The sequence below is a fragment of the Streptomyces sp. P3 genome (genome assembly GCF_003032475.1).
Classification (GTDB): Bacteria; Actinomycetota; Actinomycetes; order Streptomycetales; family Streptomycetaceae; genus Streptomyces.
This window is the reverse complement of the sequence record NZ_CP028369.1, coordinates 2,157,518-2,183,182: the sequence shown is the minus strand read 5'-3', so window position 1 is coordinate 2,183,182 and position 25,665 is coordinate 2,157,518. Positions and strand designations below refer to the sequence as shown.

The 25,665-nt window shown below is 69.1% G+C and carries 28 protein-coding genes and 1 tRNA gene; 11 read left to right on the top strand and 18 right to left on the bottom strand.

Translation table 11 applies throughout. The features are described 5' to 3' along the window. The first annotated feature begins 27 nt into the window (after positions 1 to 27). The 4 genes from C6376_RS09785 (at position 28) to pknB (ending at position 6,669) form a co-directional block, all read left to right on the top strand. Positions 28 to 1,572 carry a Stp1/IreP family PP2C-type Ser/Thr phosphatase gene (locus tag C6376_RS09785; RefSeq protein WP_107448867.1) on the top strand — a complete coding sequence of 515 codons (1,545 nt, stop codon included), beginning with the start codon at positions 28 to 30 and terminating at the stop codon, positions 1,570 to 1,572. Positions 1,573 to 1,599: 27 nt separating this feature from the next. Then, the gene (locus C6376_RS09780; RefSeq protein WP_107443064.1) at positions 1,600 to 3,051 is read left to right on the top strand and encodes an FtsW/RodA/SpoVE family cell cycle protein; all 1,452 of its coding nucleotides are present in this window, start codon (positions 1,600 to 1,602) and stop codon (positions 3,049 to 3,051) included. Next, on the top strand, positions 3,048 to 4,520 hold the full coding sequence (locus tag C6376_RS09775; protein WP_107443063.1) for a penicillin-binding protein 2: 1,473 nt from the start codon (positions 3,048 to 3,050) through the stop codon (positions 4,518 to 4,520). Before C6376_RS09780 ends, C6376_RS09775 begins: the two co-directional genes overlap by 4 nt. Positions 4,521 to 4,689: 169 nt before the next feature. Further along, on the top strand, positions 4,690 to 6,669 hold the full coding sequence (pknB, locus tag C6376_RS09765; protein ID WP_107443062.1) for a Stk1 family PASTA domain-containing Ser/Thr kinase: 1,980 nt from the start codon (positions 4,690 to 4,692) through the stop codon (positions 6,667 to 6,669). Between the two features lie 157 nt (positions 6,670 to 6,826). On the opposite strand, the gene C6376_RS09760 is transcribed toward pknB, so the two are convergent. The 6 genes from C6376_RS09760 to C6376_RS09735 are packed head-to-tail and all read right to left on the bottom strand — an operon-like array spanning position 6,827 to position 10,968. Then, on the bottom strand, positions 6,827 to 7,585 hold the full coding sequence (locus C6376_RS09760) for a class E sortase (RefSeq protein WP_173985615.1): 759 nt from the start codon (positions 7,583 to 7,585) through the stop codon (positions 6,827 to 6,829). A 51-nt stretch (positions 7,586 to 7,636) separates the two neighbouring features. After that, on the bottom strand, positions 7,637 to 8,692 hold the full coding sequence (locus tag C6376_RS09755) for a class E sortase (protein WP_107443061.1): 1,056 nt from the start codon (positions 8,690 to 8,692) through the stop codon (positions 7,637 to 7,639). Beyond that, the gene (locus tag C6376_RS09750) at positions 8,689 to 9,327 is read right to left on the bottom strand and encodes an aminodeoxychorismate/anthranilate synthase component II (protein WP_107443060.1); all 639 of its coding nucleotides are present in this window, start codon (positions 9,325 to 9,327) and stop codon (positions 8,689 to 8,691) included. Before C6376_RS09750 ends, C6376_RS09755 begins: the two co-directional genes overlap by 4 nt. After that, a complete protein-coding gene (locus C6376_RS09745; protein ID WP_173985540.1) occupies positions 9,324 to 9,521 on the bottom strand; it encodes a hypothetical protein in 198 nt (65 codons plus the stop codon). Before C6376_RS09745 ends, C6376_RS09750 begins: the two co-directional genes overlap by 4 nt. Positions 9,522 to 9,537: 16 nt before the next feature. Next, the gene (locus C6376_RS09740) at positions 9,538 to 10,221 is read right to left on the bottom strand and encodes a class E sortase (protein WP_107448865.1); all 684 of its coding nucleotides are present in this window, start codon (positions 10,219 to 10,221) and stop codon (positions 9,538 to 9,540) included. 33 nt (positions 10,222 to 10,254) lie between these two features. Then, positions 10,255 to 10,968, bottom strand: a complete 714-nt coding sequence (locus C6376_RS09735; RefSeq protein WP_254076354.1) for a DUF881 domain-containing protein — start codon at positions 10,966 to 10,968, stop codon at positions 10,255 to 10,257. Between the two features lie 296 nt (positions 10,969 to 11,264). Here C6376_RS09735 and crgA point away from each other — a divergent pair, with 296 nt between their 5' ends. Then, complete coding sequence (crgA, locus tag C6376_RS09730; protein ID WP_057576664.1) at positions 11,265 to 11,519, top strand: cell division protein CrgA; 255 nt, start codon at positions 11,265 to 11,267, stop codon at positions 11,517 to 11,519. A gap of 266 nt (positions 11,520 to 11,785) precedes the next feature. Here crgA and C6376_RS09725 read toward each other — a convergent pair whose 3' ends face one another. Next, positions 11,786 to 12,679: a rhomboid family intramembrane serine protease gene (locus tag C6376_RS09725; protein WP_107443057.1), complete on the bottom strand. Its 894-nt coding sequence runs from the start codon at positions 12,677 to 12,679 to the stop codon at positions 11,786 to 11,788. A gap of 113 nt (positions 12,680 to 12,792) precedes the next feature. After that, complete coding sequence (locus tag C6376_RS09720) at positions 12,793 to 13,326, bottom strand: peptidylprolyl isomerase (protein WP_107443056.1); 534 nt, start codon at positions 13,324 to 13,326, stop codon at positions 12,793 to 12,795. 422 nt (positions 13,327 to 13,748) lie between these two features. On the opposite strand from C6376_RS09720, the gene C6376_RS09715 reads away from it, so the two are divergent. After that, the gene (locus C6376_RS09715) at positions 13,749 to 14,456 is read left to right on the top strand and encodes a DUF5324 family protein (RefSeq protein WP_107443055.1); all 708 of its coding nucleotides are present in this window, start codon (positions 13,749 to 13,751) and stop codon (positions 14,454 to 14,456) included. A 122-nt stretch (positions 14,457 to 14,578) separates the two neighbouring features. On the opposite strand, the gene C6376_RS09710 is transcribed toward C6376_RS09715, so the two are convergent. Next, positions 14,579 to 14,651: transfer RNA gene (locus tag C6376_RS09710), tRNA-Ala, on the bottom strand. A 182-nt stretch (positions 14,652 to 14,833) separates the two neighbouring features. Between C6376_RS09710 and C6376_RS09705 the strand changes: the two genes are divergently transcribed. Together C6376_RS09705 and C6376_RS09700 are read left to right on the top strand one after the other, a co-directional pair. Continuing rightward, positions 14,834 to 15,382 carry a DNA-binding protein gene (locus C6376_RS09705; RefSeq protein WP_107443054.1) on the top strand — a complete coding sequence of 183 codons (549 nt, stop codon included), beginning with the start codon at positions 14,834 to 14,836 and terminating at the stop codon, positions 15,380 to 15,382. Between the two features lie 280 nt (positions 15,383 to 15,662). Continuing rightward, positions 15,663 to 17,276, top strand: a complete 1,614-nt coding sequence (locus tag C6376_RS09700; protein WP_107443053.1) for a serine/threonine-protein kinase — start codon at positions 15,663 to 15,665, stop codon at positions 17,274 to 17,276. On the opposite strand, the gene C6376_RS09695 is transcribed toward C6376_RS09700, so the two are convergent. Both C6376_RS09695 and C6376_RS44695 read right to left on the bottom strand, forming a co-directional pair. Beyond that, complete coding sequence (locus tag C6376_RS09695; protein ID WP_107443052.1) at positions 17,240 to 18,598, bottom strand: hypothetical protein; 1,359 nt, start codon at positions 18,596 to 18,598, stop codon at positions 17,240 to 17,242. The genes C6376_RS09700 and C6376_RS09695 overlap by 37 nt on opposite strands. A 408-nt stretch (positions 18,599 to 19,006) precedes the next feature. Beyond that, the gene (locus tag C6376_RS44695; protein ID WP_003999697.1) at positions 19,007 to 19,135 is read right to left on the bottom strand and encodes a DLW-39 family protein; all 129 of its coding nucleotides are present in this window, start codon (positions 19,133 to 19,135) and stop codon (positions 19,007 to 19,009) included. Between the two features lie 348 nt (positions 19,136 to 19,483). Here C6376_RS44695 and C6376_RS09685 point away from each other — a divergent pair, with 348 nt between their 5' ends. After that, entirely contained in the window at positions 19,484 to 19,849 is a 366-nt protein-coding gene (locus tag C6376_RS09685; RefSeq protein WP_107443050.1) for a DUF6344 domain-containing protein, read from the top strand. Between the two features lie 384 nt (positions 19,850 to 20,233). Here C6376_RS09685 and C6376_RS09675 read toward each other — a convergent pair whose 3' ends face one another. Beyond that, on the bottom strand, positions 20,234 to 20,707 hold the full coding sequence (locus tag C6376_RS09675) for an ArsI/CadI family heavy metal resistance metalloenzyme (protein ID WP_107443049.1): 474 nt from the start codon (positions 20,705 to 20,707) through the stop codon (positions 20,234 to 20,236). A gap of 80 nt (positions 20,708 to 20,787) precedes the next feature. Here C6376_RS09675 and C6376_RS09670 point away from each other — a divergent pair, with 80 nt between their 5' ends. After that, complete coding sequence (locus C6376_RS09670) at positions 20,788 to 21,168, top strand: helix-turn-helix transcriptional regulator (protein ID WP_107443048.1); 381 nt, start codon at positions 20,788 to 20,790, stop codon at positions 21,166 to 21,168. A gap of 56 nt (positions 21,169 to 21,224) precedes the next feature. After that, positions 21,225 to 21,728, top strand: a complete 504-nt coding sequence (locus C6376_RS09665) for a GNAT family N-acetyltransferase (RefSeq protein ID WP_107443047.1) — start codon at positions 21,225 to 21,227, stop codon at positions 21,726 to 21,728. 160 nt (positions 21,729 to 21,888) lie between these two features. Here the strand turns inward: C6376_RS09665 and C6376_RS09660 are convergent, their stop codons facing one another. The 6 genes from C6376_RS09660 to C6376_RS09635 form a co-directional block, all read right to left on the bottom strand. Next, positions 21,889 to 22,416 carry a DUF6584 family protein gene (locus C6376_RS09660; RefSeq protein WP_107443046.1) on the bottom strand — a complete coding sequence of 176 codons (528 nt, stop codon included), beginning with the start codon at positions 22,414 to 22,416 and terminating at the stop codon, positions 21,889 to 21,891. Positions 22,417 to 22,486: 70 nt separating this feature from the next. Continuing rightward, positions 22,487 to 22,963, bottom strand: coding sequence for a hypothetical protein (locus tag C6376_RS43780; RefSeq protein WP_159083192.1), 477 nt, complete (start codon positions 22,961 to 22,963; stop codon positions 22,487 to 22,489). Positions 22,964 to 23,125: 162 nt separating this feature from the next. After that, positions 23,126 to 23,266, bottom strand: a complete 141-nt coding sequence (locus C6376_RS43775; protein ID WP_159083191.1) for a hypothetical protein — start codon at positions 23,264 to 23,266, stop codon at positions 23,126 to 23,128. 210 nt (positions 23,267 to 23,476) lie between these two features. After that, positions 23,477 to 23,656 (bottom strand): hypothetical protein, encoded by a 180-nt coding sequence (locus C6376_RS09645; RefSeq protein ID WP_254075890.1) that lies wholly within the window; start codon positions 23,654 to 23,656, stop codon positions 23,477 to 23,479. 1,161 nt (positions 23,657 to 24,817) lie between these two features. After that, positions 24,818 to 25,210 (bottom strand): hypothetical protein, encoded by a 393-nt coding sequence (locus C6376_RS09640; RefSeq protein ID WP_107443042.1) that lies wholly within the window; start codon positions 25,208 to 25,210, stop codon positions 24,818 to 24,820. Beyond that, complete coding sequence (locus C6376_RS09635) at positions 25,204 to 25,632, bottom strand: ATP-binding protein (protein ID WP_107443041.1); 429 nt, start codon at positions 25,630 to 25,632, stop codon at positions 25,204 to 25,206. Before C6376_RS09635 ends, C6376_RS09640 begins: the two co-directional genes overlap by 7 nt. Between the last annotated feature and the right edge of the window lie 33 nt (positions 25,633 to 25,665).

Below are 25,665 nucleotides of genomic sequence, written 5' to 3'. Positions count from 1 at the left end.
TACCCGGAGCCGACGGGCGAGGTGCGCATGAGTCTGTCACTGCGTTTCGCCGCCGGATCGCACAAGGGCATGATCCGGGAGGGCAACGAGGACTCCGGTTACGCCGGTCCACGCCTGCTCGCCATCGCCGACGGCATGGGCGGCGCCGCCGCCGGTGAGGTCGCCTCCTCGGAGGCCATCTCCACGATCGTCGCCCTCGACGACGACGTGCCCGGCTCCGACGTCCTGACCTCGCTCGGCACGGCCGTCCAGCGGGCCAACGACCAGCTGCGCTCGCTGGTCGAGGAGGACCCGCAACTCGAGGGCATGGGCACCACCCTGACCGCCCTGCTGTGGACCGGGCAGCGTCTGGGTCTCGTCCACGTCGGCGACTCGCGCGCGTACCTGCTGCGGGACGGCGTACTGACGCAGATCACGCAGGACCACACCTGGGTGCAGCGCCTGGTCGACGAGGGCCGCATCACGGAGGAGGAGGCCACCACCCACCCCCAGCGGTCGCTGCTGATGCGGGCGCTGGGCAGCGGTGAGCACGTGGAGCCGGACCTGTCGATCCGCGAGGTGCGGGCCGGCGACCGCTATCTGATCTGCTCCGACGGCCTGTCCGGCGTGGTGTCCCACCAGACGCTCGAGGAAACCCTCGCCAGCTATCAGGGCCCACAGGAGACCGTGCAGGAGCTGATCCAGCTCGCGCTGCGCGGCGGCGGCCCCGACAACATCACCGTGATCGTCGCCGACGTGCTCGACCTGGACACCGGGGACACGCTCGCCGGGCAGCTGTCCGACACCCCGGTCGTGGTCGGCGCGGTCGCCGAGAACCAGCTCCAGCTGCACGACAACGGCATCATGCAGACCCCGGCAGGCCGCGCCTCGGGGCTCGGCCGCAGGCAGCAGGGCCACGGCGGGGGCGGCCAGTTCGGCCCGCCCGGCTCCGGCGGCGACATCACGGGCTTCATCCCCACCGACGGCTTCGGCGACTACACCGACGACGACTTCGTCAAGCCGCGCAAGGGCCGCCGGTGGCTGAAGAGATCCTTCTACGGGGTGCTCGCGCTCGCCGTCATCGGCGGCGGCCTGTACGGCGGCTACCGCTGGACGCAGACGCAGTACTACGTCGGCACCAGCGGCGAGCACGTCGCCCTGTACCGGGGAATCAGCCAGGATCTGGCGTGGGTGTCGTTGTCGAAGATGGAGAAGGACCACCCCGAGATCGAACTCAAGTACCTCCCGCAGTACCAGCAGAAGCTGGTCGAGGCGACGATCGCCGAGGGCAGTCTCCCGAACGCCCAGAAGAAGATCGACGAGCTGGCCGTGCAGGCTTCCGCGTGCAAGAAGCAGGCGGGCGCCACCGCTTCGAAGACCAGTTCCAAGACCGGTTCGTCGACCGGTTCCAAGACCGCCGAGGGCCAGGGGGGCACCGCCTCGGGAACCACCACCGTCTCCCTCACGTCCAAGGCATCGCCGAGCCCCTCGGCAACCGCGTCCCCGTCCGCACCCGCGACCCCCACTCCCACCCCCGGTCCGAGCCTTTCGGAGGAGGAGCAGAAGGTCGTCTCGCGGTGCGGTGAGCAGTAGGCAAGCCGTGAGAGGCCCCGTCACACGATGAGCAGTACTACCAACTCGCCGACGCACCACACGTCCACGATCGGCTCGATCGGCACGCCGAGCCGGCGCAACACCGAGCTCGCGCTGCTGGTGTTCGCCGTCCTCATCCCGGTGTTCGCCTATGCCAACGTGGGCCTGGCGATCAACGAGCAGGTGCCGTCCGGGCTGCTGAGCTACGGGCTCGGACTCGGTCTGCTGGCCGGCGTCGCGCACCTCGCCGTCCGCAAGTTCGCGCCGTACGCCGACCCGCTGCTGCTGCCGTTGGCGACGCTGCTGAACGGCATCGGTCTGGTCGTCATCTGGCGGCTCGACCAGTCGAAGCGGCTTCAGCAGAGCAAGGCCTATGTCGAGGCCGCGCCGCGCCAGCTGCTGTACTCCGCGATGGGCGTCGCCCTGCTGGTAGCCGTACTGATCTTCCTCAAGGACCACCGCGTCCTGCAGCGCTACACCTACATCTCCATGGCCGGCGCGCTGCTCCTGCTGATCCTTCCGCTCGTACCGGGCCTCGGCGCGAACATCTACGGTGCCAAGATCTGGATCAGCATCCCCGGACTGGGCACGGTCCAGCCCGGCGAGTTCGCGAAGATCGCTCTCGCGGTGTTCTTCGCCGGCTATCTCATGGTCAAGAGAGACGCCCTCGCCCTGGCCAGCCGACGCTTCATGGGCCTGTATCTGCCACGTGGCCGGGACCTCGGCCCGATCGTCGTCATCTGGATGATCTCGATCCTCATCCTGGTGTTCGAGACGGACCTCGGTACGTCGCTGCTGTTCTTCGGAATGTTCGTCATCATGCTGTACGTCGCCACCGAACGGACCAGCTGGATCGTCTTCGGCCTGATGATGTCGGCGGTCGGCGCCGTCGGTGTGGCGAGTTTCGAACCGCACATCCAGACGCGTGTGCAGGCCTGGCTGGACCCGATGGGGGAGTACCTGCTCAGCCGCGCCGGGACCAAGGACGGCGTCATCCACTCCGAGCAGGCGATGCAGGCCCTGTGGGCGTTCGGCTCCGGCGGCACCCTCGGCACGGGACTCGGCCAGGGCAACTCCGATCTCATCGGCTTCGCCGCCAACTCCGACTTCATCCTCGCCACCTTCGGCGAGGAACTCGGCCTGGCCGGCGTCATGGCCATCCTGCTGCTCTACGGTCTGATCGTGGAGCGCGGTGTGCGAACAGCCCTCGCCGCCCGCGATCCGTTCGGCAAACTGCTCGCCGTGGGCCTTTCCGGTGCCTTCGCCCTCCAGGTCTTCGTCGTGGCCGGCGGAGTCATGGGTCTCATTCCGCTGACCGGCATGACGCTGCCGTTCGTCGCGTACGGCGGTTCTTCCGTCATCGCCAACTGGGCGCTGGTCGGCATTCTGCTGCGCATCAGCGACACCGCACGCCGACCGGCCCCTGTTCCCGCCTCCACCCCCGACGCCGAGATGACCCAGGTGGTCCGCCCGTCATGAACAAGCCCGTGCGCCGGATCGCGCTCTTCTGCGGTCTCCTGGTCCTCGCCCTGCTCCTCCGCGACAACTACCTCCAGTACGTGAAGGCCGGCAGCCTGGCGGACGACGACGAGAACCGCCGCGTCAACATCGCCCGCTACGCCACTCCGCGCGGCGACATCATCGTCGGCGGCAAGGCCATCACAGGGTCGGTGGAGAACAAGACCGGCGACTTCAAGTTCAAGCGCACCTGGACCAACGGCGCGATGTGGGCGCCCGTCACCGGGTTCTCCTCGCAGGCCTTCGGCGCCAACCAGCTGGAGAAGCTGGAGGACGGCATCCTCAGCGGCAACGACGACCGGCTCTTCTTCCGCAACACCCTGGACATGATCACGGGCAAGGAGAAGGAGGGCGGCAGCGTCGTCACCACCCTCAACGCCGCCGCGCAGAAGGCCGCCTACCAGGGCCTGGGCGACAAGAAGGGCGCGGTCGCCGCGATCGAGCCGTCCACCGGCAAGATCCTCGCGCTGGTCTCCACTCCGTCGTACGACCCCTCGAAGTTCGCCGGGTCCTCCGACAAGGACGCCGAGGAGTGGAAGAAGGTCCAGAAGAAGAACAACCCCGACGACCCGATGCTCAACCGGGCGCTGCGTGAGACCTACCCGCCCGGTTCCACGTTCAAGGTGGTCACGGCCGCCGCGGCGCTGGAGAACGGCGAGGTCGCCAGCATCGACGACAAGACCGACACCCCGGACCCGTTCAAGCTGCCGCAGTCCTCGAACAAGCTCACCAACGAGCACGGCGAGTGCAAGAACGCGAACCTGCGGTACGCGCTCATGGTGTCCTGCAACACCGTCTTCGCGAAGATGGCCGACAACGTCGGCAACGAGAAGATGATCGAGCAGGCGGGCAAGTTCGGCTTCAACGAGGCCGAACTGGACACCCCGGTGCGCGCCGCCGAGTCGATCTACCCCAAGGACAACGCCCCGCAGAACGCGCTGGACGGCATCGGGCAGGGTTCCAACCGGGCCACGCCGCTGCAGATGGCCATGGTCGCCTCGGCGGTCGCCAACGACGGCAAGCTGATGAAGCCGTACATGGTCGACCAGATCTGGGCCCCGAACCTGGACCCCCTGGACACCACGGAGCCCCAGCAGCTGTCCCAGGCCGTCTCGGCGAAGACCGCGCAGGCCCTGCAGCAGATGATGGAGACCGTCGTCGAGGACCCGCAGGGCACCGGCGGCAAGGCCAAGATCGACGGCGTGAAGGTCGGCGGCAAGACCGGTACCGCCCAGCACGGCCTCAACAACAGCGAGAAGCCGTATGCCTGGTTCATCTCGTACGCCAAGCTGTCCGACGGCAGCGCGCCGGTCGCCGTCGCCGTCGTCGTCGAGGACGGCGCGGCCAACCGCGGCGACATCACCGGCGGCGGTCTCGCCGGCCCGATCGCAAGGGACGTGATGAAGGCAGTCATCGGCAACAAGAAGTGACCCCCATCACGTCGCCTACACATCGGTGCACGTTGCGATACCGGTCTCGTATCGGGTGACGGGCTTGGCCAGGTCACACAGCTCCGTCCGGGTACGGTATGCCCGGACGGCAGCCTCCGTCCGCACATGTGTGCCGGGCGGGACCGACGGAGAGGGCTGGTAGGTAGCTATGGAAGAGCCGCGTCGCCTCGGCGGCCGGTACGAGCTGGGCCACGTGCTCGGCCGTGGTGGCATGGCCGAGGTCTACCTCGCGCATGACACCCGCCTCGGCCGCACCGTGGCGGTGAAGACGCTGCGCGCGGACCTCGCGCGCGACCCTTCCTTCCAGGCCCGGTTCCGCCGGGAGGCCCAGTCTGCCGCCTCGCTCAACCACCCCGCGATCGTGGCGGTGTACGACACGGGCGAGGACTACATCGGCGAAGTGTCCATCCCGTACATCGTCATGGAGTACGTCGACGGGTCCACGCTCCGCGAGCTGCTCCACTCCGGCCGCAAGCTGCTGCCGGAGCGGACGCTGGAGATGACCATCGGCATCCTCCAGGCGCTGGAGTACTCGCACAGAGCCGGCATCGTCCACCGCGACATCAAGCCCGCGAACGTCATGCTGACGCGCAACGGCCAGGTCAAGGTCATGGACTTCGGCATCGCCCGCGCCATGGGCGACTCCGGCATGACGATGACGCAGACGTCGGCGGTCATCGGCACGGCGCAGTACCTCTCGCCGGAGCAGGCCAAGGGCGAGCAGGTCGACGCCCGCTCCGACCTGTATTCGACGGGCTGTCTGCTCTACGAGCTGCTGACGGTACGGCCGCCCTTCGTCGGGGACTCCCCGGTCGCGGTGGCCTACCAGCACGTCCGGGAGGAGCCGCAGCCGCCGAGCGTGTTCGACCCCGAGATCACCCCCGAGATGGACGCGATCGTCCTGCGGGCGCTGGTCAAGGACCCGAACTACCGCTATCAGTCCGCCGACGAGATGCGCCTGGACATCGAGGCCTGCCTCGACGGCCAGCCGGTCGCCGCCACGGCCGCGATGGGCTCGGTCGGCTACGGCGGGTACGGCGACGACCAGGCGACGACGGCGATGCGCTCGGCGGACGCCGGCGCCACGTCGATGCTGCCGCCCATGAACCCGGACGACGGTGGCTACGGCTACGACGACCGCCCCGACCGGCGCCGCCAGAAGAAGTCGAACACCTCGACGATCCTGCTGGTAGTCGCCGCGGTGCTGGTCCTGGTGGGCGCGGTCCTGATCGGCAAGTGGGTGGTCAGCGACCGCGCCGCGGACAAGCCGTTCGCCGTCCCGAACTTCGTCGGCCAGACCCTGGATCGCGCCAAGACGATGGCCGACAACGTCGAACTGACGGTGCAGAGCACCGAGGGCCCCTGCGAGAACCAGCCCAAGGGCAGCATCTGCACGCAGGACCCGGCATTCGGCAAGAACGTCAACAAGGGCGACACCGTGAAACTCGTCGTCTCCACAGGCGCGCCGAAGGTGGTCGTCCCCACCGTCCTCGGCAAGACCCTGGACGAGGCGAAGAAGATCCTGGAGAGCGACCAGTACCAGTTCAACGTCGAGACGAAGGAAGAGGTGTCCACCGAGGAGGAGGGCACCGTCACGGGCCAGGACCCCAAGCTCGGTGCGCAGGTGGAGAAGGGTGCCACCATCACCCTCACCATCGCCAAGGCCGAGGAGAAGTCCACCGTCCCCGACGTCTCCAACAAGAGCTGTGACGAGGCCAAGGCACAGATGCAGCAGAACGGCCTCAAGGGCGACTGCGTCGATGTCGACACCCAGGACCAGAACCAGGTCGGCAAGGTCATCCAGACCGTGCCGTCGATCGGTTCGAAGGCCGACAAGGGCTCCAAGGTCCAGATCCAGATCGGCAAGAGCACCCAGCCCGAGCAGACGCAGGTCCCGGGCAACCTCCAGGGCATGTCCCTGAAGGACGCCAAGAAGGCGCTGCAGGACGCCGGCCTGAACGTCGGCAACATCGCCGGTTCCCAGGACGACGACGCCCAGGTCGTCAACTCCGACCCGGCCCCCGGCAGCACGGTCAACAAGGGGCAGACGGTCAACCTGTTCGCCTTCAAGAACAACAACGGCGGCAACAACGGCGGCGGCGGCTTCTTCGGCGGAGCCGGCGGCTAGCCGGGCACGGAAACCGGAAGCCCCGGCTCTCGAAGAGGGCTGACGGTCTCCACGGACAACAAGGTGCCGGCCCCCTTCGTGATCGGGGGCCGGCACCTTTTCATCGGGGTGAGGCGGTCCGGTTCGAAAGCGAACCAGGCTGAAGCGACGAGGACCGTCAGCTCAGTTCCTTCGGCGGGGTGCGGTCGGCGTCGACCTTCTCGACCCGTACCAGCTCCCCCCACACCACGTACCGGTACCGGGACGTGTACACGGGGGTGCAGGTCGTCAGGGTGATGTAGTGGCCCGCCTTCGTCTTCCCCGACTCCTTCGGGACCTGGGCGAGGACCTGCACGTTGTACTTCGAGGTCTCGTCGAGGATGTCGTACACCTTGTAGACGTACCACTTGTCCTTCGTCTCGAAGACGATAGGGTCGCCCTTCTCCAGCTTGTCGATGTTGTGGAACTTCGCGCCGTGGCCGTCCCGGTGGGCGGCGAGGGTGAAGTTGCCCTTCTCACCCGTCATCGGCAGCGTCGCCCTGCTCGGGTCCGTGTAGTAGCCGGCGACGCCCTCGTTGAGGATCTTCGCCGAGGTGCCCTTGGCGACCAGCACCTCCCCGTTCCGCATCGCGGGGACGTGCAGGAAGCCGATGCCGTCCTTGGTGTCGAGCGCTCCCGGGCCGGTGTCCTTCTGCGCCCAGGTGTCGCGCACCCTGTCGCCCTGCCGGTCCGCGTGCCGGTCGGCGACGACGTTGGTCCACCACAGGGAGTAGACGACGAACAGGCCGAGCACCAGGCCGACCGTGATGAGGAGCTCCCCGAGGACGCTGACGGCCTGGGCGACACGTCCGCCCCTGCGGCGCGGCGCCGGCCCGGACGCGTCCACGCGCGTGTGCTCTTCGTGCTCGGTGTCGCCGGTGGTCGCTGCCACGTTCATCTGCCCCTACTCGCTGCACACCTGAGGCCGCACGTCTACAGGACCGCACGCCTATTCGACGAGCGCATCCGGCTTGCCCTTGCTGCGCGGCCGTTCCTCGACCATCTTGCCCCAGACGATCAAGCGGTACTTGCTGGTGAACTCCGGCGTACAGGTGGTGAGGGTGATGTACCGGCCCGGCCCGGTGAGTCCGGAGCCCGGCGGCACCGGATCCAGGACGCTCGTGTTGCTCGGCGCGGTCACCGGCAGCGTCGACGTCATCTTGTAGACGAAGTACTCGTTCTGCGTCTCCACGACGATGGGGTCGCCCGCCTGCAGCCTGTTGATGTACCGGAACGGCTCGCCGTGCGTGTTGCGGTGGCCCGCGAGCCCGAAGTTCCCGGTCTTCGCGTCGGGCATCGCCGTCGCCAGCGGACCCTCGCCGTAGTGACCGACCATGCCCTTGTCGAGGACCTTCTTGTTGCTGACGCCCTCGGCGATCGGCACCACCACGTCCAGCTTGGGGATGTGCAGGATGGCGAAGCCCTGCCCCGGCGAGAACGCGCCGGGAGCGCGCTTGCCGCTGGCCCAGTCGTCCTGGAGGCTGCTCGCCTCCCGGTCCGCCTGCGCGTGGGCCCGCACGTTCGTCCACCACAGCTGGTAGGTCACGAAGAGCAGCATCAGCACGCCCGTGGTGATGAACACCTCGCCGACCGCGCGGCTGGCGACCACCGCCGGGCTCGGCTTGCGCGCCCGCTCCCGGCGGCGCGCCTCGACGCGTGACAGGGGCCGCTCGTCCTGCGCGGGCGCGTCGGAGCCGTTGTACGACTCGGACGCCTCACTCGGACCGCCGTGACGCCCACGGCGCCCCTTGGCAGCCTTCCTGCGGGCCGCTCGACCGCCCGCAGGGGTTCCGGGGGCCGGGGCGCGGACTGAGGCCCCAGGGGCGGGTACGGGCCCGCGGTCGAACGCGGCCGACGGGGGAATCCGCAGCGCCACCGTCTCCTCGTCGGCGGGCGGCCGGTACGACTGCTCCGTGTAGGGGTCGTCGCCGTACGGATCACCGCCGAAGGACTCGTACGACGCGGCGCCGTACGAGTCCTCGCGCTCGGGCCGCAGCGCGGTCACGCCGTGGCCCTGCCCACCACCGGGGCGAGCCCCGCCGACCTCGCCACCGCGCCCTCGTCGCCGCACTCCACCAGCCAGTTGGCCAGCATCCGGTGCCCGTGCTCGGTCAGCACCGACTCCGGGTGGAACTGCACGCCCTCGACGGGCAGTTCCCGGTGACGCAGACCCATGATGATGCCGTCGTGGGTCCGGGCGGTGACCTCGAGCTCGGCGGGCACCGTCGCCGGCTCGGCGGCCAGCGAGTGGTAGCGGGTCGCGGTGAACGGCGAGGGCAGACCGGCGAAGACACCCCTGCCCTCGTGCTCCACCGGCGAGGTCTTCCCGTGCAGCAGCTCCGGGGCGCGGTCCACGACCCCGCCGTACGCCACCTGCATCGACTGCATGCCCAGACAGACCCCGAAGACGGGGACGCCGGTGTCCGCACAGTGGCGGACCATCTCGACGCAGATACCCGCCTCCTCGGGCGTACCGGGCCCGGGGGACAGCAGAACGCCGTCGAAGCCGTCCTGCGCGTGGGCCGTGGAGACCTCGTCGTTGCGCAGGACCTCGCACTCGGCGCCCAGCTGGTACAGGTACTGGACCAGGTTGAAGACGAAGCTGTCGTAGTTGTCGACGACGAGAATGCGCGCGCTCACTGGTTGTCCACCGTCACATCGTTGAAGGGAAGCAGCGGTTCGGCCCACGGAAAGACGTACTGGAAGAGCGCGTACACCACAGCCGTCACCAGCACGATCGAGATCAGCGCCTTGAGCCACGCGTTTCCCGGCAGATGCCGCCAGATCCAGCCGTACATGCCGTCCCTTCCGTCGCACCACGGCACCTGACTCACGCCGTACAGCACCAGACTAACGGCGCAGAGCCTTCGGTTCGCCTGCCTCCACGGGCTGGGTGGAGTCCAGGTGCGCCCAGACGATCAGCCGGTGACTGTGGCCCCATTCGGGATCGCACGTGGTCAACGTCAGGTACCGGCCCGGACGCGTGTACCCCGACTTACGTGGCACAGCGTCGATCACCTCGACGTCCGAGGGCACTGTTTTGTAGGGCCCTTTGTCGATCCGATACGTGAACCAGGTCGTCCCGTCCGTCAGTACGACGGCGTCGCCCCGTCTGAGCTCGGGAAAGTCCCTGAACGGGTCACCGTAGGTCCGGCGGTGGCCGGCGACGGAGAAGTTCCCGGTCTGCCCGAGTCCGGCCGTCCCGGCGTAGTGGCCCAGCCCCCTCTTGAGGGTGCCGGTCGACGTCCCCTCGAGCACCGGCTTGTTCCACGTGAAACCGAGACGCGGTATGTACATCACCGCGAAGGGCCGGCCGCTGCGATAGGACGGCTGCCGCGTGGCACCGGTGGGGCTCGCGCCCGGGTCGGGTGCCGCGGCCTGCCGGTCCCACTGATCGTGCAGGGCGTCGATCTGGTCGTCCATGGCCCGGTCCGCCCGCACTCCCGTCCAGAACAGCACATAGACCACGAAGAGAACGATGACGGCGCCCACGGTGACGCACAGTTCGCTGAACGTCCTGACGATCACCCGCACCGACACAGGCGCCCCCCGGCGGCCGCTGCTCCGCTACTCCACAGGCTTGGCGTAGTGCAGATCCACTGTGCCCGAGTAACCCGGCAGAGTCACCGTCCCGTCCTCGGTGACTTTCCAGCCGAGGCCGTAGACGTTCACGTAGACCATGTAGTTCTGGATCGCCGGGGAGTCCGCGAGCGCCTGCTGCATCTTCTCCGGGTCCCCCACCGCCTGGATCTTGTACGGCGGGGAGTAGACGCGGCCCTGGAGGATCAGGGTGTTGCCGACGCAGCGGACGGCGCTGGTGGAGATCAGCCGCTGGTCCATGACCTTGATGCCCTGGGCACCGCCCTGCCAGAGCGCGTTCACGACGGCCTGGAGGTCCTGCTGGTGGATGACCAGGTAGTCCGGCTGCGGCTCCGGGTAGCCGGGGAGCTTGGCGGTGGCGTTCGGCGGGGCGTCGTTGAGTGTGACGGTGACCGCCCGGCCCTTGACCTTCTGGGTGCCGGCGCTCTTCTCCAGCCCGGCGAGCTTGTCGTCCTGGGCCTGGGTGCTGCCGTCGTCGGCCTCGGCCAGCGATTCCACGTCGTCGCGCAGGGCGCCGTTCGCCTCGTCCAGCTCGCCGTTCTTCTGGCTGCGCTCCTGGATGAGGTCGGACAGCTTCAGCAGGGAGGCGTCCGTGCGGATGTTGGTGCCCTTGGCGGTGGTGAAGCTGGTGAAGAAGAGGAGGCCGGCCAGGGCGAAGACGCCCACGGTGAGCAGCCGCACCGGCCGGAAGCCGCCGAAACCGCCCCTGCGGCCGGGAGGGGGAGCAAGCGGAGGGACCGCGTCCGGGGCCGCCGAGGACACTGATGAAGAATCGTGTCCGGGATCGGGCGTGGAACCCGTTGATCCCGTCCGGGGGGAGTCGGCAGAATTGCTCAACGTACCCTTATCTCCTTCAGCGCCGTAGAAGCACTACGCTAACGGACGCCCGGGGGAGCCCAGCAGCCCCCTAGTACGCAGCCCCCGAGCCCGACCCAGCACCTGCGCGGCCACGCAGCGCATCGACAGGAGAGACCCTCGTGCCGAAGTCACGTATCCGCAAGAAGGCCGACTACACGCCCCCTCCGGCGAAGCAGGCGACCGCGATCAAGCTGAACAGTCGCGCCTGGGTCGCACCGGTGATGCTGGCCATGTTCATCATCGGGCTCGCCTGGATCGTGGTCTTCTACGTCACCGACGGGACCCTGCCCATCGACCAGCTGAACAACTGGAACATCGTGGTCGGCTTCGGGTTCATCGCGGCCGGGTTCGGCGTCTCCACCCAGTGGAAGTGACGGGCGCCCGACGCCGCTGACCAGCTCTGCCCATGGCTCTCCACAGAGTTATCCACAGCGGTTTCCACACTTGGGGAAAGAACGACGATCTGTGGATAACTTCTGGGAGGTTGACGCCGGTGTGACGTAACTACCGGCTGTCACGTTCACTCGAAAGGCTGTTCGCCCCCTGCCTGAACTGCGGAAACGCGGTTCGACGGCAGGGGGCGCAGCTGTTCCCGCACTTTGTGCACAAGATTCGCCACAGACTGTGGACAACAGCGCGCTCAGGTGAGCTGGGCGGTCCTCAGGAGGGTGACGAGGAGGACCACGCCCAGCATCAGCGCACAGGTCCCGAACTGGACGAGGGCGCGGCGCTCGCGCGGCGCGTACACCATGGCGGCGCCGACGACGAGGCCGGCGACCAGGCCACCGACGTGCCCCTGCCAGGAGATGTTCGTGCCAGGGCTGAAGGTGAAGATCAGGTTGATCACGAGCAGCGCGATGATCGGCCGCATGTCGTAGCGCAGGTGACGCATCAGCACCGCGGTGGCTCCGAAGAGGCCGTAGATGGCTCCGGAAGCACCGTAGGTGACGGTACCCGGCGAGGCGAGCAGGTAGGCCAGGGCGCTGCCGGCGAGGCCGGAGACGAAGTAGAGCGCGAGGTATCGCGTCCGCCCCAGGGCCCGTTCGAGGGGGCCACCGAGCCACCACAGGCTGAGCATGTTGAACGCGAAATGCCAGATCGCCTCATGCGTGAACATCGAGGTGACCAGGCGGTACCACTCTCCCTCGGCCACACCTTCGGTCGGTCGGAAGGGCGCGGGCGGCCATTGCCCGATGATCGCAAGGTTTTCCAGCACCGAGGGACGCACCTGCACGAGCAGGAACACCGCCAGGTTGAGGCCGATGAGGACCTTCGTGACCAGGTGCGGGTCGGCGGCCACCGCGCCGCCCGCGATCGTGCGGGGCTGCGAGGCGTTCGGGGCGTGACCGGTGCCGGAGCCCTCGCGGACGCACGAAGGGCACTGGAAGCCGACGGAGGCGCTGACCATGCACTCCGGGCAGATCGGACGGTCGCAGCGGGTGCAGCGCACGCCGGTCTCCCGGTCGGGGTGCCGATAGCAGACGGGCAGGCCGCTGTGTGCGTCGTCCTGCCGGCTGCCGGACGCCTGGTCCATGTGGGCTCCCAGTGGGTGGTCTGAAGTCGTCGGAGCAGGTGAAGGAACCGCCCTGCTCATCCATACGGACCAGCAGGGTGTTTGGTTCCCGAAGGCCCGCCGGGCGTCCGGACTCAGGTCGCGCGGCGCTCCACGACGACCGACTCGATGACGATGTCCTTCAGCGGACGCTCCGTGCGCGGATTGGTCCGGACCGTCGCGATGGAGTCGACGACCTTCTGACTGGCCGCGTCGGTGACCTCGCCGAAGATGGTGTGCTTGCGGTTCAACCAGGCCGTCGGGGAGACGGTGATGAAGAACTGCGAGCCGTTGGTGCCCGGGCCGGAGTTGGCCATGGCCAGCAGGTAGGGCCTGTCGAATCGCAGTTCCGGGTGGAACTCGTCCGCGAACGAGTAGCCGGGGTCACCTGTGCCGTTGCCCAGCGGGTCGCCGCCCTGGATCATGAATCCGCTGATCACCCGGTGGAAGACGGTGCCGTCGTAGAGCCTGGCCTTGGACCTCACGCCCGTCGCGGGGTTGACCCACTCGCGCTCGCCGGTGGCGAGCTCGACGAAGTTCCTGACCGTCTTGGGGGCCTGGTCCGGGAAGAGCCGGATCTCGACGTCGCCGAGGTTGGTCTTCAGGGTGGCGTACAGGTGCTCGGCCACGATCTTGATCTGCCTTCCGTCGTCTTCCTGTGACCCCTCGATCCTCGCACGGTCCAGGGCACCGGAAGCCGAACCGCCGGTTCCGGGTCCCCCGGGTCCGTCCCGGTCCTTCTGGTTTCCCGGGGCGGGTCCGTGCCCGTGAGGGCGGGTCCGTCCGGGTTCGCAGCAGGCGCTTCCGGCAGGGAAAACGCGCCGGAGTTCCTCCGGGACGGGGCGAGCGGGGCCGATCCGTGGCATCGTCGGTTTTGTCGCTCTGTCTGACCTCTGTTGCCATTGCCCGGAATGTGTCCCGTATACGTCCGCTATCGCACGTGATCGGCACCCGTATGCCCGCCCGCACATGCCGCGAACGCACTCGGCAGGCATGATCCGTAAAAGGGTGGAAAGTCGAAATACCGTACGCCACCGAGGAGGAGGAACCCGTGACCCGCATCGACAGCGTGCGCGCCGCGACCGGCTCGGCGAAGGAAAGCGTGCTGCACGCCGCGGAAGTGGTGGCGCCCTACGCCGACACGGCCAAGGAACGGGCCGCGCTCTATGCGCATGAGGCTCGTGTACGGCTCGCGCCCAAGGTGTCGCTGGCCGCCGAACAGGCCCGCGTCCAGTACGGCGCCCACGTCGCCCCGCGCCTGGAGCAGGCCCTGACGCACGTCCCGCCGAAGGTCGACCTGGCCGCGCACGAAGCGGCCGTCCGTACCCGCCTTGCCGCCCGGCAGGCGGCCGACTATTCCCGGCCGAAGATCGAGCAGGCGGTGGCCGCGGCCGGCCCCGTGAAGGAAGAAGCCGCCGCCCGTGGCGCCGCCGCGCTGGCCGCCCTGCGCGGTCAGGTGACGCCGAAGGAGATCGAGAAACTGGTGCGCAAGCACCGGCGGCGTGCCAGGGCGGGCAAGCTCGCCAAGGCGCTGGCCGTGCTGGGCGCCGTCGCCGGTGGCGCGTACGCGGCCTACCGGTGGTGGGACAAGCAGGCCAACCCTGACTGGCTGGTCGAGCCGCCGGCTGCCACGGAGGTGCCTGCCTCGGGCACCACGCTGACGTCGGTCGACGGCAGCGTCGATCCGGCCGTTCTGGACCCCGAGGTCCAGGCCAAGCAGGCCGAGGAAGAAGCCGCGAACCGCGACGACCGCGGCTGAGCAGGCCGGCCGATGGCGGGCCGGTAGCCGCCGGGCGGCCGCGGACCGGATCAGCACCGCGCCCCAGCACGCCAAAAGACCCCTCCCATCTGCGTCACCGCAGGTGGGAGGGGTCTTTGTCGTGGAGCCTAGGGGAGTCGAACCCCTGACATCTGCCATGCAAAGACAGCGCTCTACCAACTGAGCTAAGGCCCCGGAAGGTGACGTCCGGCCGGATCGAGCTCGTCCCGGCGGGCGCCGCAGACCAGAGTACCGGGTCACCGGGGGTATCTCGCAAAAAGATTGGGGGTCCCCGCGGATGACCACTCTCCGTAAGATGCTCGGACGTGGTTCGCTACAGCGAACCGCGGTTTCTGGGGAAGCGATGGGGAGACGCAATGGACGCCGCACAGCAGGAAGCGACCGCTAGAGCGCGGGATCTGCAGCGGAACTGGTACGGGGAGCCACTGGGGGCGCTCTTCCGTAAGCTCATCGACGATCTTGGCCTCAACCAGGCTCGTCTCGCGGGGGTGCTGGGACTGTCGGCGCCGATGCTGTCGCAGCTGATGAGCGGTCAGCGGGCGAAGATCGGCAATCCGGCGGTGGTGCAGCGGGTGCAGCTGCTCCAGGAGTTGGCCGCACAGGTCGCGGACGGCAGCGTCAGCGCCGCCGAGGCGACCGAGCGCATGGACGAGATCAAACGGTCGCAGGGGGGATCGGTGCTCAGCAACGCCACACAGTCGACGACCGGTTCGGGGGCGCCCACGGTCAAGCGGGTCGTCCGCGAGATCCAGTCGCTGCTGCGCTCGGTGGCCGCCGCCGGCGACATCATCGACGCCGCCGACTCGCTCGCCCCGACCCACCCCGAACTGGCCGAGTTCCTGCGGGTGTACGGCGCCGGCCGCACCTCCGACGCCGTGACGCACTACCAGTCCCACCAGAGCTGAGCGCGGAGCCCGGTAGCCGAAGGGGGTTCGGCAGCCGGGAGATCGGCAGCCCGCGGGGGCGGCAGCCGGCACCGCGGATCAGCACCGGGAAACACCACGTGACGGGGGACACGGGCGCAAGAGGGACACGGGGGACACGGGGGACACGGGGGACACCAAAGGGTTCACGGGACGCGCGGGGCTCGTGAAGTCCGCGGGAGACACGGGGGTCGTATCGCCCGTCACGGGGGTAGCAAGGGGGAGAACCCGTAGGGGCGAGGGGGAGGAGCGACGCACTGCCATGGGTGAGGTCTTCGCCGCACGGTACGAACTGGCCGACCCGATCGGCCGCGGAGGGGTCGGCGCGGTCTGGCGCGCCTGGGACCATCGCCGCCGCCGTTACGTCGCCGCCAAGGTGCTCCAGCAGAGCGACGCGCACGCGCTGCTGCGCTTCGTGCGCGAGCAGGCGCTGCGGATCGACCATCCCCATGTGCTCGCGCCCGCCAGCTGGGCCGCCGACGACGACAAGGTCCTGTTCACCATGGACCTGGTGGCCGGCGGTTCACTGGCCCACCTCATCGGCGACTACGGGCCCCTGCCGCCGGTGTTCGTGTGCACGCTGCTCGACCAACTGCTCTCCGGGCTCGCCGCGGTCCATGCGGAAGGCGTCGTGCACCGCGACATCAAGCCCGCCAACGTCCTGCTGGAGGCCACCGGGACGGCCCGGCCGCGCCTCAGGCTCTCCGACTTCGGCATCGCGATGCGGCTGGGCGAGCCCCGGCTGACCGACACCGACCTCGTGGTGGGGACGCCGGGTTACCTCGCACCCGAGCAGATGCTGGGCGCCGACCCCGACTTCCCGGCCGACCTGTTCGCGGTCGGACTGGTCGCCCTGTACCTGCTCGAGGGGGCCAAGCCGGACGCCAAGGCCCTGGTCGAGCACTTCGCGGACCACGGAACGCCGGGCGCGCCCAAGAACGTCCCCGAGCCCCTGTGGCAGGTCGTGGCCACCCTCCTGCAGCCGGACCCGCAGGCGCGCTTCCGTACGGCCACCGGAGCGCGAAAGGCGCTCGCAGCGGCCGCCGAACTCCTTCCGGAGCCGGGACCGGACGACGAGCTGATCGAGATATTCGACCAACTCGGGCCGCTGCCCGCGGGGTTCGGTCCCGACGGCCCCGCGCCCCGGTCCGGTGACTCGACCACCCGTCGCGGGAACCCCGCGCCCCGGCCCGCCGACCCACCGGTTCCCACCCACCCGAACGCCGCGTCCGTGCCGTCCCGGCCGTCCACCGCGCCTGCTCAGGCTCCGCCCCGGCCCGCCGCCCCTCCGCCCGGTCCCGGGCACGTTCCGTGTCCCGCTCCCGCGTCCGCCACGCCCCCCGAGCCCATCCCGACCCCGACTCATTCGCAGGCCCCCTCGCCCGCCCCGTCGATGTCGGACTCCGGAAGCTTTCCTCTGCCGCCGCCGCAGCCGACGAGCGGCTCGTTCCGCTCCGCGCCGGCGTCCGGGCAGTTGCCCGCGTCCCGTCCTCCCGGCCACACGCCACCGCCCGTCTCCCCCGCTTCCTCTCACCGACAGCCCACCTACGAGCCCACGTACGAGCCCTCGTACCAGCCCACTTACCGGCCCGCGTACGAGTCCACGTTCGCCCTGCCCACCCGTGAGCCGGGGGCCGACACCTCCTCGACCGCCTCGTACACCGCCCGCGATCCCTGGCCCGCTCAGCACGTACAACACGTGCAGCACCCGCAGCACGCACCCGCCGCGTCGGCGGCCTCGTCGCGGACCGGCCGCCGGGGGCATCGCGCCGCCCGCCGGGGCCGCCCGGGGCCGCCGGTGAAGGTCGTGGTGCCCCTGCTGCTGCTCGCCCTGGCCTGTTACGCGGTGGGGTTCTGGGCGCTGGCCCGCATCTGAGCCGCGGCCCGGCGCCGCGCGGTCAGGGTCCAGACCCCGAGCACCGTGAGCAGCAGGCTGCCGGCGCCGATGCCGCCCACCGCCACCGCCTTCATCGCGGGGTCACCGCCCGGCGTCCCGCTGCTCGACGCGTCGACGGTGCCCGCGCTCCCGGCCGCCTCCGGCTCCCGGTCCGGAGCGCCGACGTCGAAGATCCCGCGCGGCGCCGACCGCGCCGCGTACCCCGGCCCGTCCTGTGTCCGGCCGCCCACCGTGACCCGCAGGGTCAGCCCGTAGGAGCCCTCCCCGAACCGGTCGCCCACCTGGGCCGCGAGGTGCACCACCAGGTAGTACGCGCCGGCGAAGCGCAGGGACTTGGTGGAGGTGGTGGAGGCGTAGCGGTTGGCGTAGCCGACCGGCGGGAGCGGGGGCAGCGCCGTCGACTTCTGGGTGCCGCCGTACCCCACGGCGGTGCCCTTGACCTCGGCTCGCACCGGGTTGTAGAGGGTCATGCCCAGGGCATCGGCCACATAGCCGGAGTCCTTGTCGGCGCTCCCCAGGTCGACCGCGGCGGACACCTGGCGGCCCCAGTCGACGGGCACCTCGTAGAACAGGGTCTGGCCGGGGAGGATCGCGTCGCGCCAGACGCCCTGCCGCACGGCGGTGGCGTCGGTGAAACCGGCTCCGCCCCGCACGGCCACCGGTTCGGCAACGGGTGGCGTGGGCGTCGCGGAGTCCCACGCCTCGGGCCCGCGTGTGGCGGCCGCCTTCCGCAGGGCGGGCTCGGAGACGGGCGCGAGCTCCAGCTCCCAGGGCGCCGCGACGGGAGCCGTCCCCTCGCCGCCGGCACCCGGGCCGACACCTCTGTCACCATCTCCGCGGCCGCTGCCCGCGCGGACGGCGGTGCGCTCCACGATCACGTAGTAGGTCCCGGCCTTCCGGCACAGCCCCCTGCCGGGGACAAGCTCGCGCGCGCCCCACGCGGTGATCGGCTGCGGGCTCTTGGACGCCCCGACGGTCGCCGTGTCGCGGGAGCAGGACGCGCCGTCGGCGTTCTGCACGGCGACGCTGACGCCGTCGCCGACGGAGAGCTCGGCGTCCGCCCGGGGCACGGCCGTGACGGCGACGTACGCGTTCGACGTGCCGTCGAGTTCGAGGCGGTAGTAGGCCTTCCCCTCGCTCTCGAGGGAACTGCGGTAGGTCGCGCCGGGGTCCAGGTTCACGGCGCCGGTGGTGCCCGTGGCCGCAGGTGCGGAGCGGACGTCGTCCGCGAAGGCGTAGGACGGGGCGCCCGGGGCCTTCGGCGTGGCCGTCGCAGTCGTCGCAGTCCTGGCGGCCGTCACAGTCCTGGCCGCTGTCACAGTCCTGGCCGCTGTCGCGGCCCTCACGGTCGTCGCAGTGGTCGCAGAAACCGCGGTAGTCGCGGCCGTCGGGGTCGTCGCGGGCGGACCGGGCAGTGTCGCCGGGGCCGCGCACAGCACCGCTCCCACGACGGCGGTCCGCACGGCCGTCCGCCATCGGGCCGTCCCAGCACTCCCACGCCCCGCACGCCGGGTCATCAACTCCGCCCCCTCCCCTTGGACCGAACGTGGGCCATCCTGCCCGGCACGCGCGCGTGGCACCCGCGCATTGCGTACGGGCGTCCGAAAAGCCCGCCTCCGGCCGCCCGTATCCACAGTGCGGGGGTTCCGCAACACAAGACCCCGACCGCGAGCTGCGGCCGGGGTCTGCTCAGTCTTCGGTGTCGGTACTCACGAACCCGTGGGCACGGAGTCGGTCGCCTCCGTCCACAGATCCTGCTCGGCGCGGTCCGCCTGGATCTGGCGGTACACGAGGAGCCCGCCGATGGCGGCCAGTGCGACCAGGAGAAGCTTCTTCACCGCGCTACCTCGTCTTTCCTTGGCGTAGGGGATCTCTGGCGCCCGACTATACACACCGACCGATACCGATCGGTGACCTGTGCCCGCCCTCAACTCCCGCCTTCGGTAGCGCAGTAGAAGCGGATCGGACCACTCCGATCGGAAGGTGATCACATCTCCACAGAGGGTGACTTTTGCCCCTGATGGCACCTGTTGGCTCACCCTTCAGACCATTTCTCCACTCCTGCACCCATCCGAGTGGTGTTCATCGGAACAACGCCACGCCGCGAGCGTCGGTCCACCACTTCGCGGCCCTCATACACATCATGAGGAAAGTACGCAAATCGCCCAACCTGAAAGTGAGGGACCATGACCGACAACCGCGTCATGAAACTGTGGACCGCCATCGTCACCGCCTTCCTCGCGCTGTGCACGGCGCTCGGACTCATCACGACGACCGCCGCGACGGCCGCGGCCCTGACCGGGCCGACACGCAGCGCGGAGGGCTTCGGCACCGCGCAAGAGCCGGCCTGGCCTACCGCGTCGTCGTCGACCTGGCTCCGGTCCCAAGCCCGCTCCCTGCCCCCCACGATGAAGCAGCGCATCCGCGCCGAGGCACACGGCAAGTCCCCCAGCTGCCGCCACCACGGCCTGCCGGACACGGAACCGGCCGAGCACACGACGTCCTGCACCCCCGAAAACCCCGCCGAACCGGCCGTCCCCCAGCAGAACTGAGTCCCCGCCCCTCCCCGACGTGACGGCGAACTTGCGTACAGCCCGCACGAGCAGGCCCGGCAGCTCCCCAGGAGCCACCGGGCCTTCGCCGTGCCCGCCGCCCGCCCCCTCCCCGCCCCTCACCCCCGCGGTCCCCCATCCCGGCGCCGTGCGTTCCTCATCCCTACGGGCCATCCCTGAACGCCACTCCGGCGACGACGGCCATGTCCGACCCGGGGGCCATGGTCAAGACGGCCGGCACACCGGCCGCGGCAGCGAATTGCACGAACACGAGCTTCGTGGCCGACCACTGCCGCTCGCGCCTTCGAGGTTTCACGGCTTCGGGACTTCACGGCTTCGAGGCTTCACGACACCGGGACTTCACGGCTACACGGCTTCGGGGCTTCAACCGCAGGCGCATCCCGCGCCGGCCGGGGCCGCCTCCTCGGTGATCTGGCCGGTGCAGCAGCCGTCGCCGGCGCCGTCGGGGTCGACGCCCTTGCCGAGGGTGTCGGCGTCGGCCTTGACCACGTAGACCTCCCATGGCTCCCGGCCCGGGCCGTGGACCCACACCTTGTCCTGGAGGGCGTAGCAGCAGGAGGTGTCGTTCTCCTCGACGGTGGCCAGGCCGGCGTCCCTGAGTCGGGTGGTGGCGGCGTGAACCTGGTCGGTGGACTCGACCTCGACGCCGAGGTGGTCGAGGCGGGTCTCCTCGCCGGGCCCGCCCTCGATCAGCACGAGCTTGAGAGGGGGTTCCGTGATGGCGAAGTTGGCGTATCCCTCGCGCCGCTTGGCCGGTTCGGTGCCGAAGAGCTTCGTGTAGAAGGCGATCGACGCTTCGAGGTCGCTGACGCGCAGGGCGAGCTGAGCACGGGACATGACATGACTCCCAACTGCTTGCATTGATGACTGTCGATATCGAGCTTGCATCCTGGATCGAAAAACGTCAACATAGAAGCATGTCGAATCAAGAACTTGTGGTGATCGGTCAGGACGACGAGTCCGTCGCCTGCTGCGCAGGACTGGCGACCGCGCCGCTCGACGACGTCCAGGCTGCCGAGCTGGCGAAGGTCTTCAAGGCGCTGGGCGACCCGGTCCGGCTGCGCCTGATGTCGATGATCGCCTCACGGGCGGCCGGTGAAGTCTGCGTGTGCGACCTGACCCCGGCCTTCGACCTGTCACAGCCCACGATCTCCCATCACCTGAAGCTGCTCCGGCAGGCAGGTCTGATCGACTGCGAGCGCCGGGGCACATGGGTCTACTACTGGGCGCTTCCCGGCACGCTGGACCGGCTGTCCGCGTTCCTGGCGCCCGCGCAGACGGCCGAGGCGACCGCGTGAGCGCGTCGCCCGGGCGCCGGGCTCGCGCTGAGACGGATCGTCCCGGAGGCGTAGCCATGAGCGCGGCCGACCGCATCCACCTCACCGCCATGAACCCCGAGCACGCCGACGGGATTCTGAAGATCTACCGACTCGGCATCGACGAGGGCAACGCCACCTTCGAGACCACCGCCCCCACCTGGGCAGAGTTCGACGCCGCCAAGCTGCCCCGGCATCGGTACGTCGCCCTCGACGACCTGGGCGAGGTACTGGGCTGGGTCGCGGCGGCGCCGGTCTCGGACCTGTGCGTGCATAGCGGTGTCGTCGAACACTCGGTGTACGTCCACCCCGCCGCACGCGGCCGCCGCATCGGCGGGGCCCTGCTCCGCCGACTGATCACATCGACGGAGGCTGCGGGCGTCTGGACCATCCAGTCCGGCGTCTTCCCCGAGAACGCCGCCAGTCTCGCTCTCCACGCACGGGCGGGTTTCCGGGTCGTCGGCACCCGTGAACGCGTTGGCCGGCACCATGGCGTGTGGCGTGACGTCGTCCTGATCGAACGTCGAAGCCCGGCCATCTGACCTGCCCAGCGCCCCGCCTGCCGGTCGTCAGGGAAACGCAGCCACGACCGCCGAGACGGCCGAGGAACGAGGTACCCGCACATCGGCTGACCGGAGCCTTCAGCGGCCGTTTGACGTCGGCCGTCCTACGGGCTCCTCCTGTCGGCCGCGGTGGCCTGGATCAGTCGAAGAGGGCCAGGACTCCGACCACCCAGACCCCGAGGAACGCAAGGGTTGCCACCAAGCAGCCGACGCCTGCCAGCACACCGCCGACCGACCAGGGTCCGGACGGCCCCTCGTGCTTGTCCTCCACATCGCCCAGGTAGGTGACGGGGTCGTCCCAGTCGACGGGGTGCCCGAACTCCTCGGCACAGGCGGTCCGCACCGCGGCCAGTTGCCCCATCGCGAACGAGGTGGCAGCCATCGCCTCCGGGCCGCGCCAGGCGAGGGCCTTCATCCGCAGCCCCGGAGACCCGTACCGGACCTCGAAGGCGGCTGTCTCGTCGGCGTCGCGGTCCTCTTCGAGGTACGTCCAGCGTCCGGCCTCGGCAGCGTCGCCGTAGAGCCGGTACACCTCGGCCAGACGCCGACGGAGCGTCAGGTCGGACGGGAAGGACGAGACGAGACCGCGCAAACGCTGGCGCGCGACCGGAACCCGGCCGGCGGCCAGGTCTGCGTCGACTCGGGCAAGGGTCTCTCTCAAGGACATGAACGCATGATCGAATACCGTGGAGACCCGTGTCGAACCGGTTTTCCCGCTCAGCACGCACTCGACGAAGTCACACGGAGTACCCACCGGCCACGACGGCCAGTGTCCAATTCGCGGTGCCACCGTGTATCTGGACGGAGAGCCTTTGGACGGTGGTGTCGGTATAGACACGCCCGACGGTGACGGGCCCGTTGCAGCCGATCTTGGTGGCGTCATCTCCCGGAGCGTTACGGTCGACGATTGCCATCCTGCCTTCGCCGGTGCAGCTAGCGTAGACGGTGTACACGTCTGTCTCCGGCGTGAAAACAGGCAGGTCGGTGTTGCCACTGCCCTTGGTCACAGGCACGAGGATCTTCGCATCGGCGGGCAGGTCGAGCGCCGATCGCGTGGCCGCCGGGCTGGGCGCCCCGTCGCCGCTGCTGCTCGACCTGGCGCTGGAGGGGACGGCGCTTGATGCGGCTGGGCTTGCGTCACCGTTGCCGGCTCCCGAGCAGGCTGTGGTGAACAGCAGGACGAGCAGGGCGGGCGCTGTGGTGTAACGGCCCAAAGGGCACTCTCCTCGGGGACACGCGCCACGGCCTGAGCCGGGACGCGCTGCGAGACGGTTGGCGGATGACCCAGCCCTTCGCGGTGCCCACACCGTCCTGTACTGCTTGGGGCCGGCCTTGCAACTGCGTTACAGGTATGCGGTGTTGCCGTGAACATTCTCCTACATGATCCCGTAGTCGCCGTACACGGCCTCCCGGGCCCTGAGCTTGCCACCGGCCTCGTTACCGAGCTTCGCGGTCCACGACTTCCAGGCGGGGAGGACCAGCTGATCGGCTGAGAGGGGCTGACCGCAGCCGTTCACCGCCGTTGGTGTCGACTGGACGTGTCAGAAGACCCCCGGACCGATGGTCCGGGGGTCTTCTGGCTGGTGGGGCTAACAGGATTTGAACCTGTGGCCTCATCCTTATCAGGTCGATCACGGTCCCCCGGAAGCTGGAAGGTTCCCAGCCTCGCGACGGCCTCTCGACCGCTGGGGGCCGCTCTCGTCCACTGGCGTTCGCCGCCGTTGGTGTCAGCCGTTGGTGTCAGGCTCCACAACGGGCTTGACACGCGGCTGCGGAAGGCGCACGTCGATCGCCTGCACGACGATCAGCACGATCACCGCGACCACCAGCCATGTGGCCTGGCGCAGAACGCCCGTCATCGTGTCGCCGTTGATCACGCACGCCATGGCCACAGCCAGCAGGAGCATGATTTTCTTGCGACTGTCAGTCCCTCGTGCGAGAGTTGCAAGCAGGTGGCTGTCAAGTACCGACAGTCCACCGAGACCCGGGATGGGCATAGCTCTCCTTGGTTGTCAGGAGGGCGCGCCCGGAGCCTCTTCCCAAAGGCGGGCGCGCCCTTCGGTGTTGATGCTCCAACGGTATGGCACGGGCCTGACAGTAGGTGCCTCTCGGGGTCAAGTCGCCGACGTGCACACGGTTGCTCACCGAGGTTGAACTCCACCTAGGTTGAAGCACTTTGAGGCACCGAGTGCCACCGCTTTGACCTGCTGCGATACGCGGTCATATCACACGCCACTGACATCGGACGCACTCTATAGCAACGATAGTCGCGCGTCCCACGGCTTATGGGGCATTTTTCCGACTTTAGCGAGTGACCGAGATCACGAAAATGGAAAAGTAGTCCGGACTCACAGAGCCCGTTTCTCAGGCCGCCCCAGCGCCCATTACATCCACTGCCCGACAGGCGCACCACGCAGCGGGGCCCATCACCTAAGCAGTCTTGACACCAGCGAAGCCATGTTTCACGTGAAACGTGCCCGCCACCCTCCACCGCTTAAGGGCACCGGACCTGCACAGATGTCGTCTCGACGCGATTGATCAGCTCGGCAGCGCAAGGATTGCGCATGTCGGCATCGCCCATGGGCTGAACTTCATCGCGCCCAAGGCCTCGGTCACTTGACCTGCACAGCCTGAGCCATCAACCACCCAAGCTCTCGTCCCGTCCGCCGTCGACCCACACACCGTGGAGCGGGCGTGGTTCAGGGGCGTCAAGGTGGAGCGCGCCACTGTACGAACGACCTTGACGCCCCTGAACCACGTCTGCTCGGCTCCGCCTGGGTCGGCGGTGGACGGGACGAGAGCTCCCCGCGCACGCCACTACGGACCCGCAGTCGGGAACGGTGCCCCCTCCATCCCGGTGCCGGCCGATCCCCCGCCGGAGGCATTGCTCTGACCATGGCCGTTCGCGTGCGGTACTCGCTCACCATCTTCGGCTCCTCCACCTCTGCGCGGTACGGACCCCGGCCGGGCTGGAGCGGGACGAAGGCAGGAGCGCAGGCCCGGCCGGGGTCCGGGCCGCGCGCGGGGAGCGGAGCGAGCCGCCTTGAACCAGTAGAGAAAGTTGTAACTCAGTTGGCCACTCGGGGGCTGTGAGGCTTGAAGTCGTACGCGCACGAGGGAAGTTCCCTGATCCGACGGTGTGCCATCGGCAGGAAGAGCGCTGGTCGAACCGTCCACGTGATGCGTGTGCTGACGTGCGTGATGGACACCGTCCAGGGCTCCCGGCGCAAGAGGGCTCGCCTCGTGTCGATGCGGTCGTCCTGGAGTCGCGTCCACGCCTCCTGAGAAGCGGCCGTATCGAGGGCCGGCGAGATGGTGCGCAGGATCGTCGCCACCCAGTTGTTCGCCTCGACCGCCGAGTACGCGTCGAAGGATCCGAAGAGCGCCGGCGGGCGTCGTCCGTCCAGCCGTTGCGTCCAGCACTCGCACCAGAAGCCGGGCCTGGTCATCGCCTTCAGCACGGGTGTCCTCCTCGGCGTACGTTCGTGAAGAGCTCCGCCGTGATCGTGTGACCGCCGCCGCTGTCGTGGACGACGACCCGGTGGGCGATCGCGCTGACCATCCCGAGTCCTCGACCGTGTTCGGCGTCCTGGTCCTGGTGCTCGACCTTGGGGGCCGTGCCCGTGCCTCCGTCGTCCGTCACCGATACCGCGACCACCTGCGTCGAGACGGCTACGGCCAGGTGGAAGCTGCCGGACTCCGAGCCGCTGGCGGTGTGGAGGATCGCGTTCGCGCTCAGCTCGCTCACGATCAGCTCGGCGTCCTCGGCAAAAGGGGAGCCACGCAGGACATCGCGCGTCCAGCGGCGGGCCCGGCTGACCTCTTCCGGGAATCCTGGGCAAGACAGTCCCCAGACCCGGGGAGTACTCGTATACTCGTGCATACAAGTTCCTTTATGCAGGTAGGCCGCCATGTG

Excerpts from the sequence above, each read along its gene's own strand:
- C6376_RS09665 (WP_107443047.1), top strand. The coding sequence starts at position 21,225 with ATGAGCGCGGCCGACCGCATCCACCTCACCGCCATGAACCCCGAGCAC.
- C6376_RS09785 (WP_107448867.1), top strand. The coding sequence starts at position 28 with ATGAGTCTGTCACTGCGTTTCGCCGCCGGATCGCACAAGGGCATGATC.
- C6376_RS09725 (WP_107443057.1), bottom strand. The coding sequence starts at position 12,679 with ATGGACCAGGCGTCCGGCAGCCGGCAGGACGACGCACACAGCGGCCTG.
- C6376_RS09780 (WP_107443064.1), top strand. The coding sequence starts at position 1,600 with ATGAGCAGTACTACCAACTCGCCGACGCACCACACGTCCACGATCGGC.
- C6376_RS09760 (WP_173985615.1), bottom strand. The coding sequence starts at position 7,585 with ATGAACGTGGCAGCGACCACCGGCGACACCGAGCACGAAGAGCACACG.
- C6376_RS09705 (WP_107443054.1), top strand. The coding sequence starts at position 14,834 with ATGGACGCCGCACAGCAGGAAGCGACCGCTAGAGCGCGGGATCTGCAG.
- C6376_RS09700 (WP_107443053.1), top strand. The coding sequence starts at position 15,663 with ATGGGTGAGGTCTTCGCCGCACGGTACGAACTGGCCGACCCGATCGGC.
- C6376_RS09675 (WP_107443049.1), bottom strand. The coding sequence starts at position 20,707 with ATGTCCCGTGCTCAGCTCGCCCTGCGCGTCAGCGACCTCGAAGCGTCG.
- C6376_RS09670 (WP_107443048.1), top strand. The coding sequence starts at position 20,788 with ATGTCGAATCAAGAACTTGTGGTGATCGGTCAGGACGACGAGTCCGTC.
- C6376_RS09645 (WP_254075890.1), bottom strand. The coding sequence starts at position 23,656 with ATGCTCCTGCTGGCTGTGGCCATGGCGTGCGTGATCAACGGCGACACG.
- C6376_RS09775 (WP_107443063.1), top strand. The coding sequence starts at position 3,048 with ATGAACAAGCCCGTGCGCCGGATCGCGCTCTTCTGCGGTCTCCTGGTC.
- C6376_RS09635 (WP_107443041.1), bottom strand. The coding sequence starts at position 25,632 with ATGCACGAGTATACGAGTACTCCCCGGGTCTGGGGACTGTCTTGCCCA.
- C6376_RS09660 (WP_107443046.1), bottom strand. The coding sequence starts at position 22,416 with ATGTCCTTGAGAGAGACCCTTGCCCGAGTCGACGCAGACCTGGCCGCC.
- pknB (WP_107443062.1), top strand. The coding sequence starts at position 4,690 with ATGGAAGAGCCGCGTCGCCTCGGCGGCCGGTACGAGCTGGGCCACGTG.
- C6376_RS09685 (WP_107443050.1), top strand. The coding sequence starts at position 19,484 with ATGACCGACAACCGCGTCATGAAACTGTGGACCGCCATCGTCACCGCC.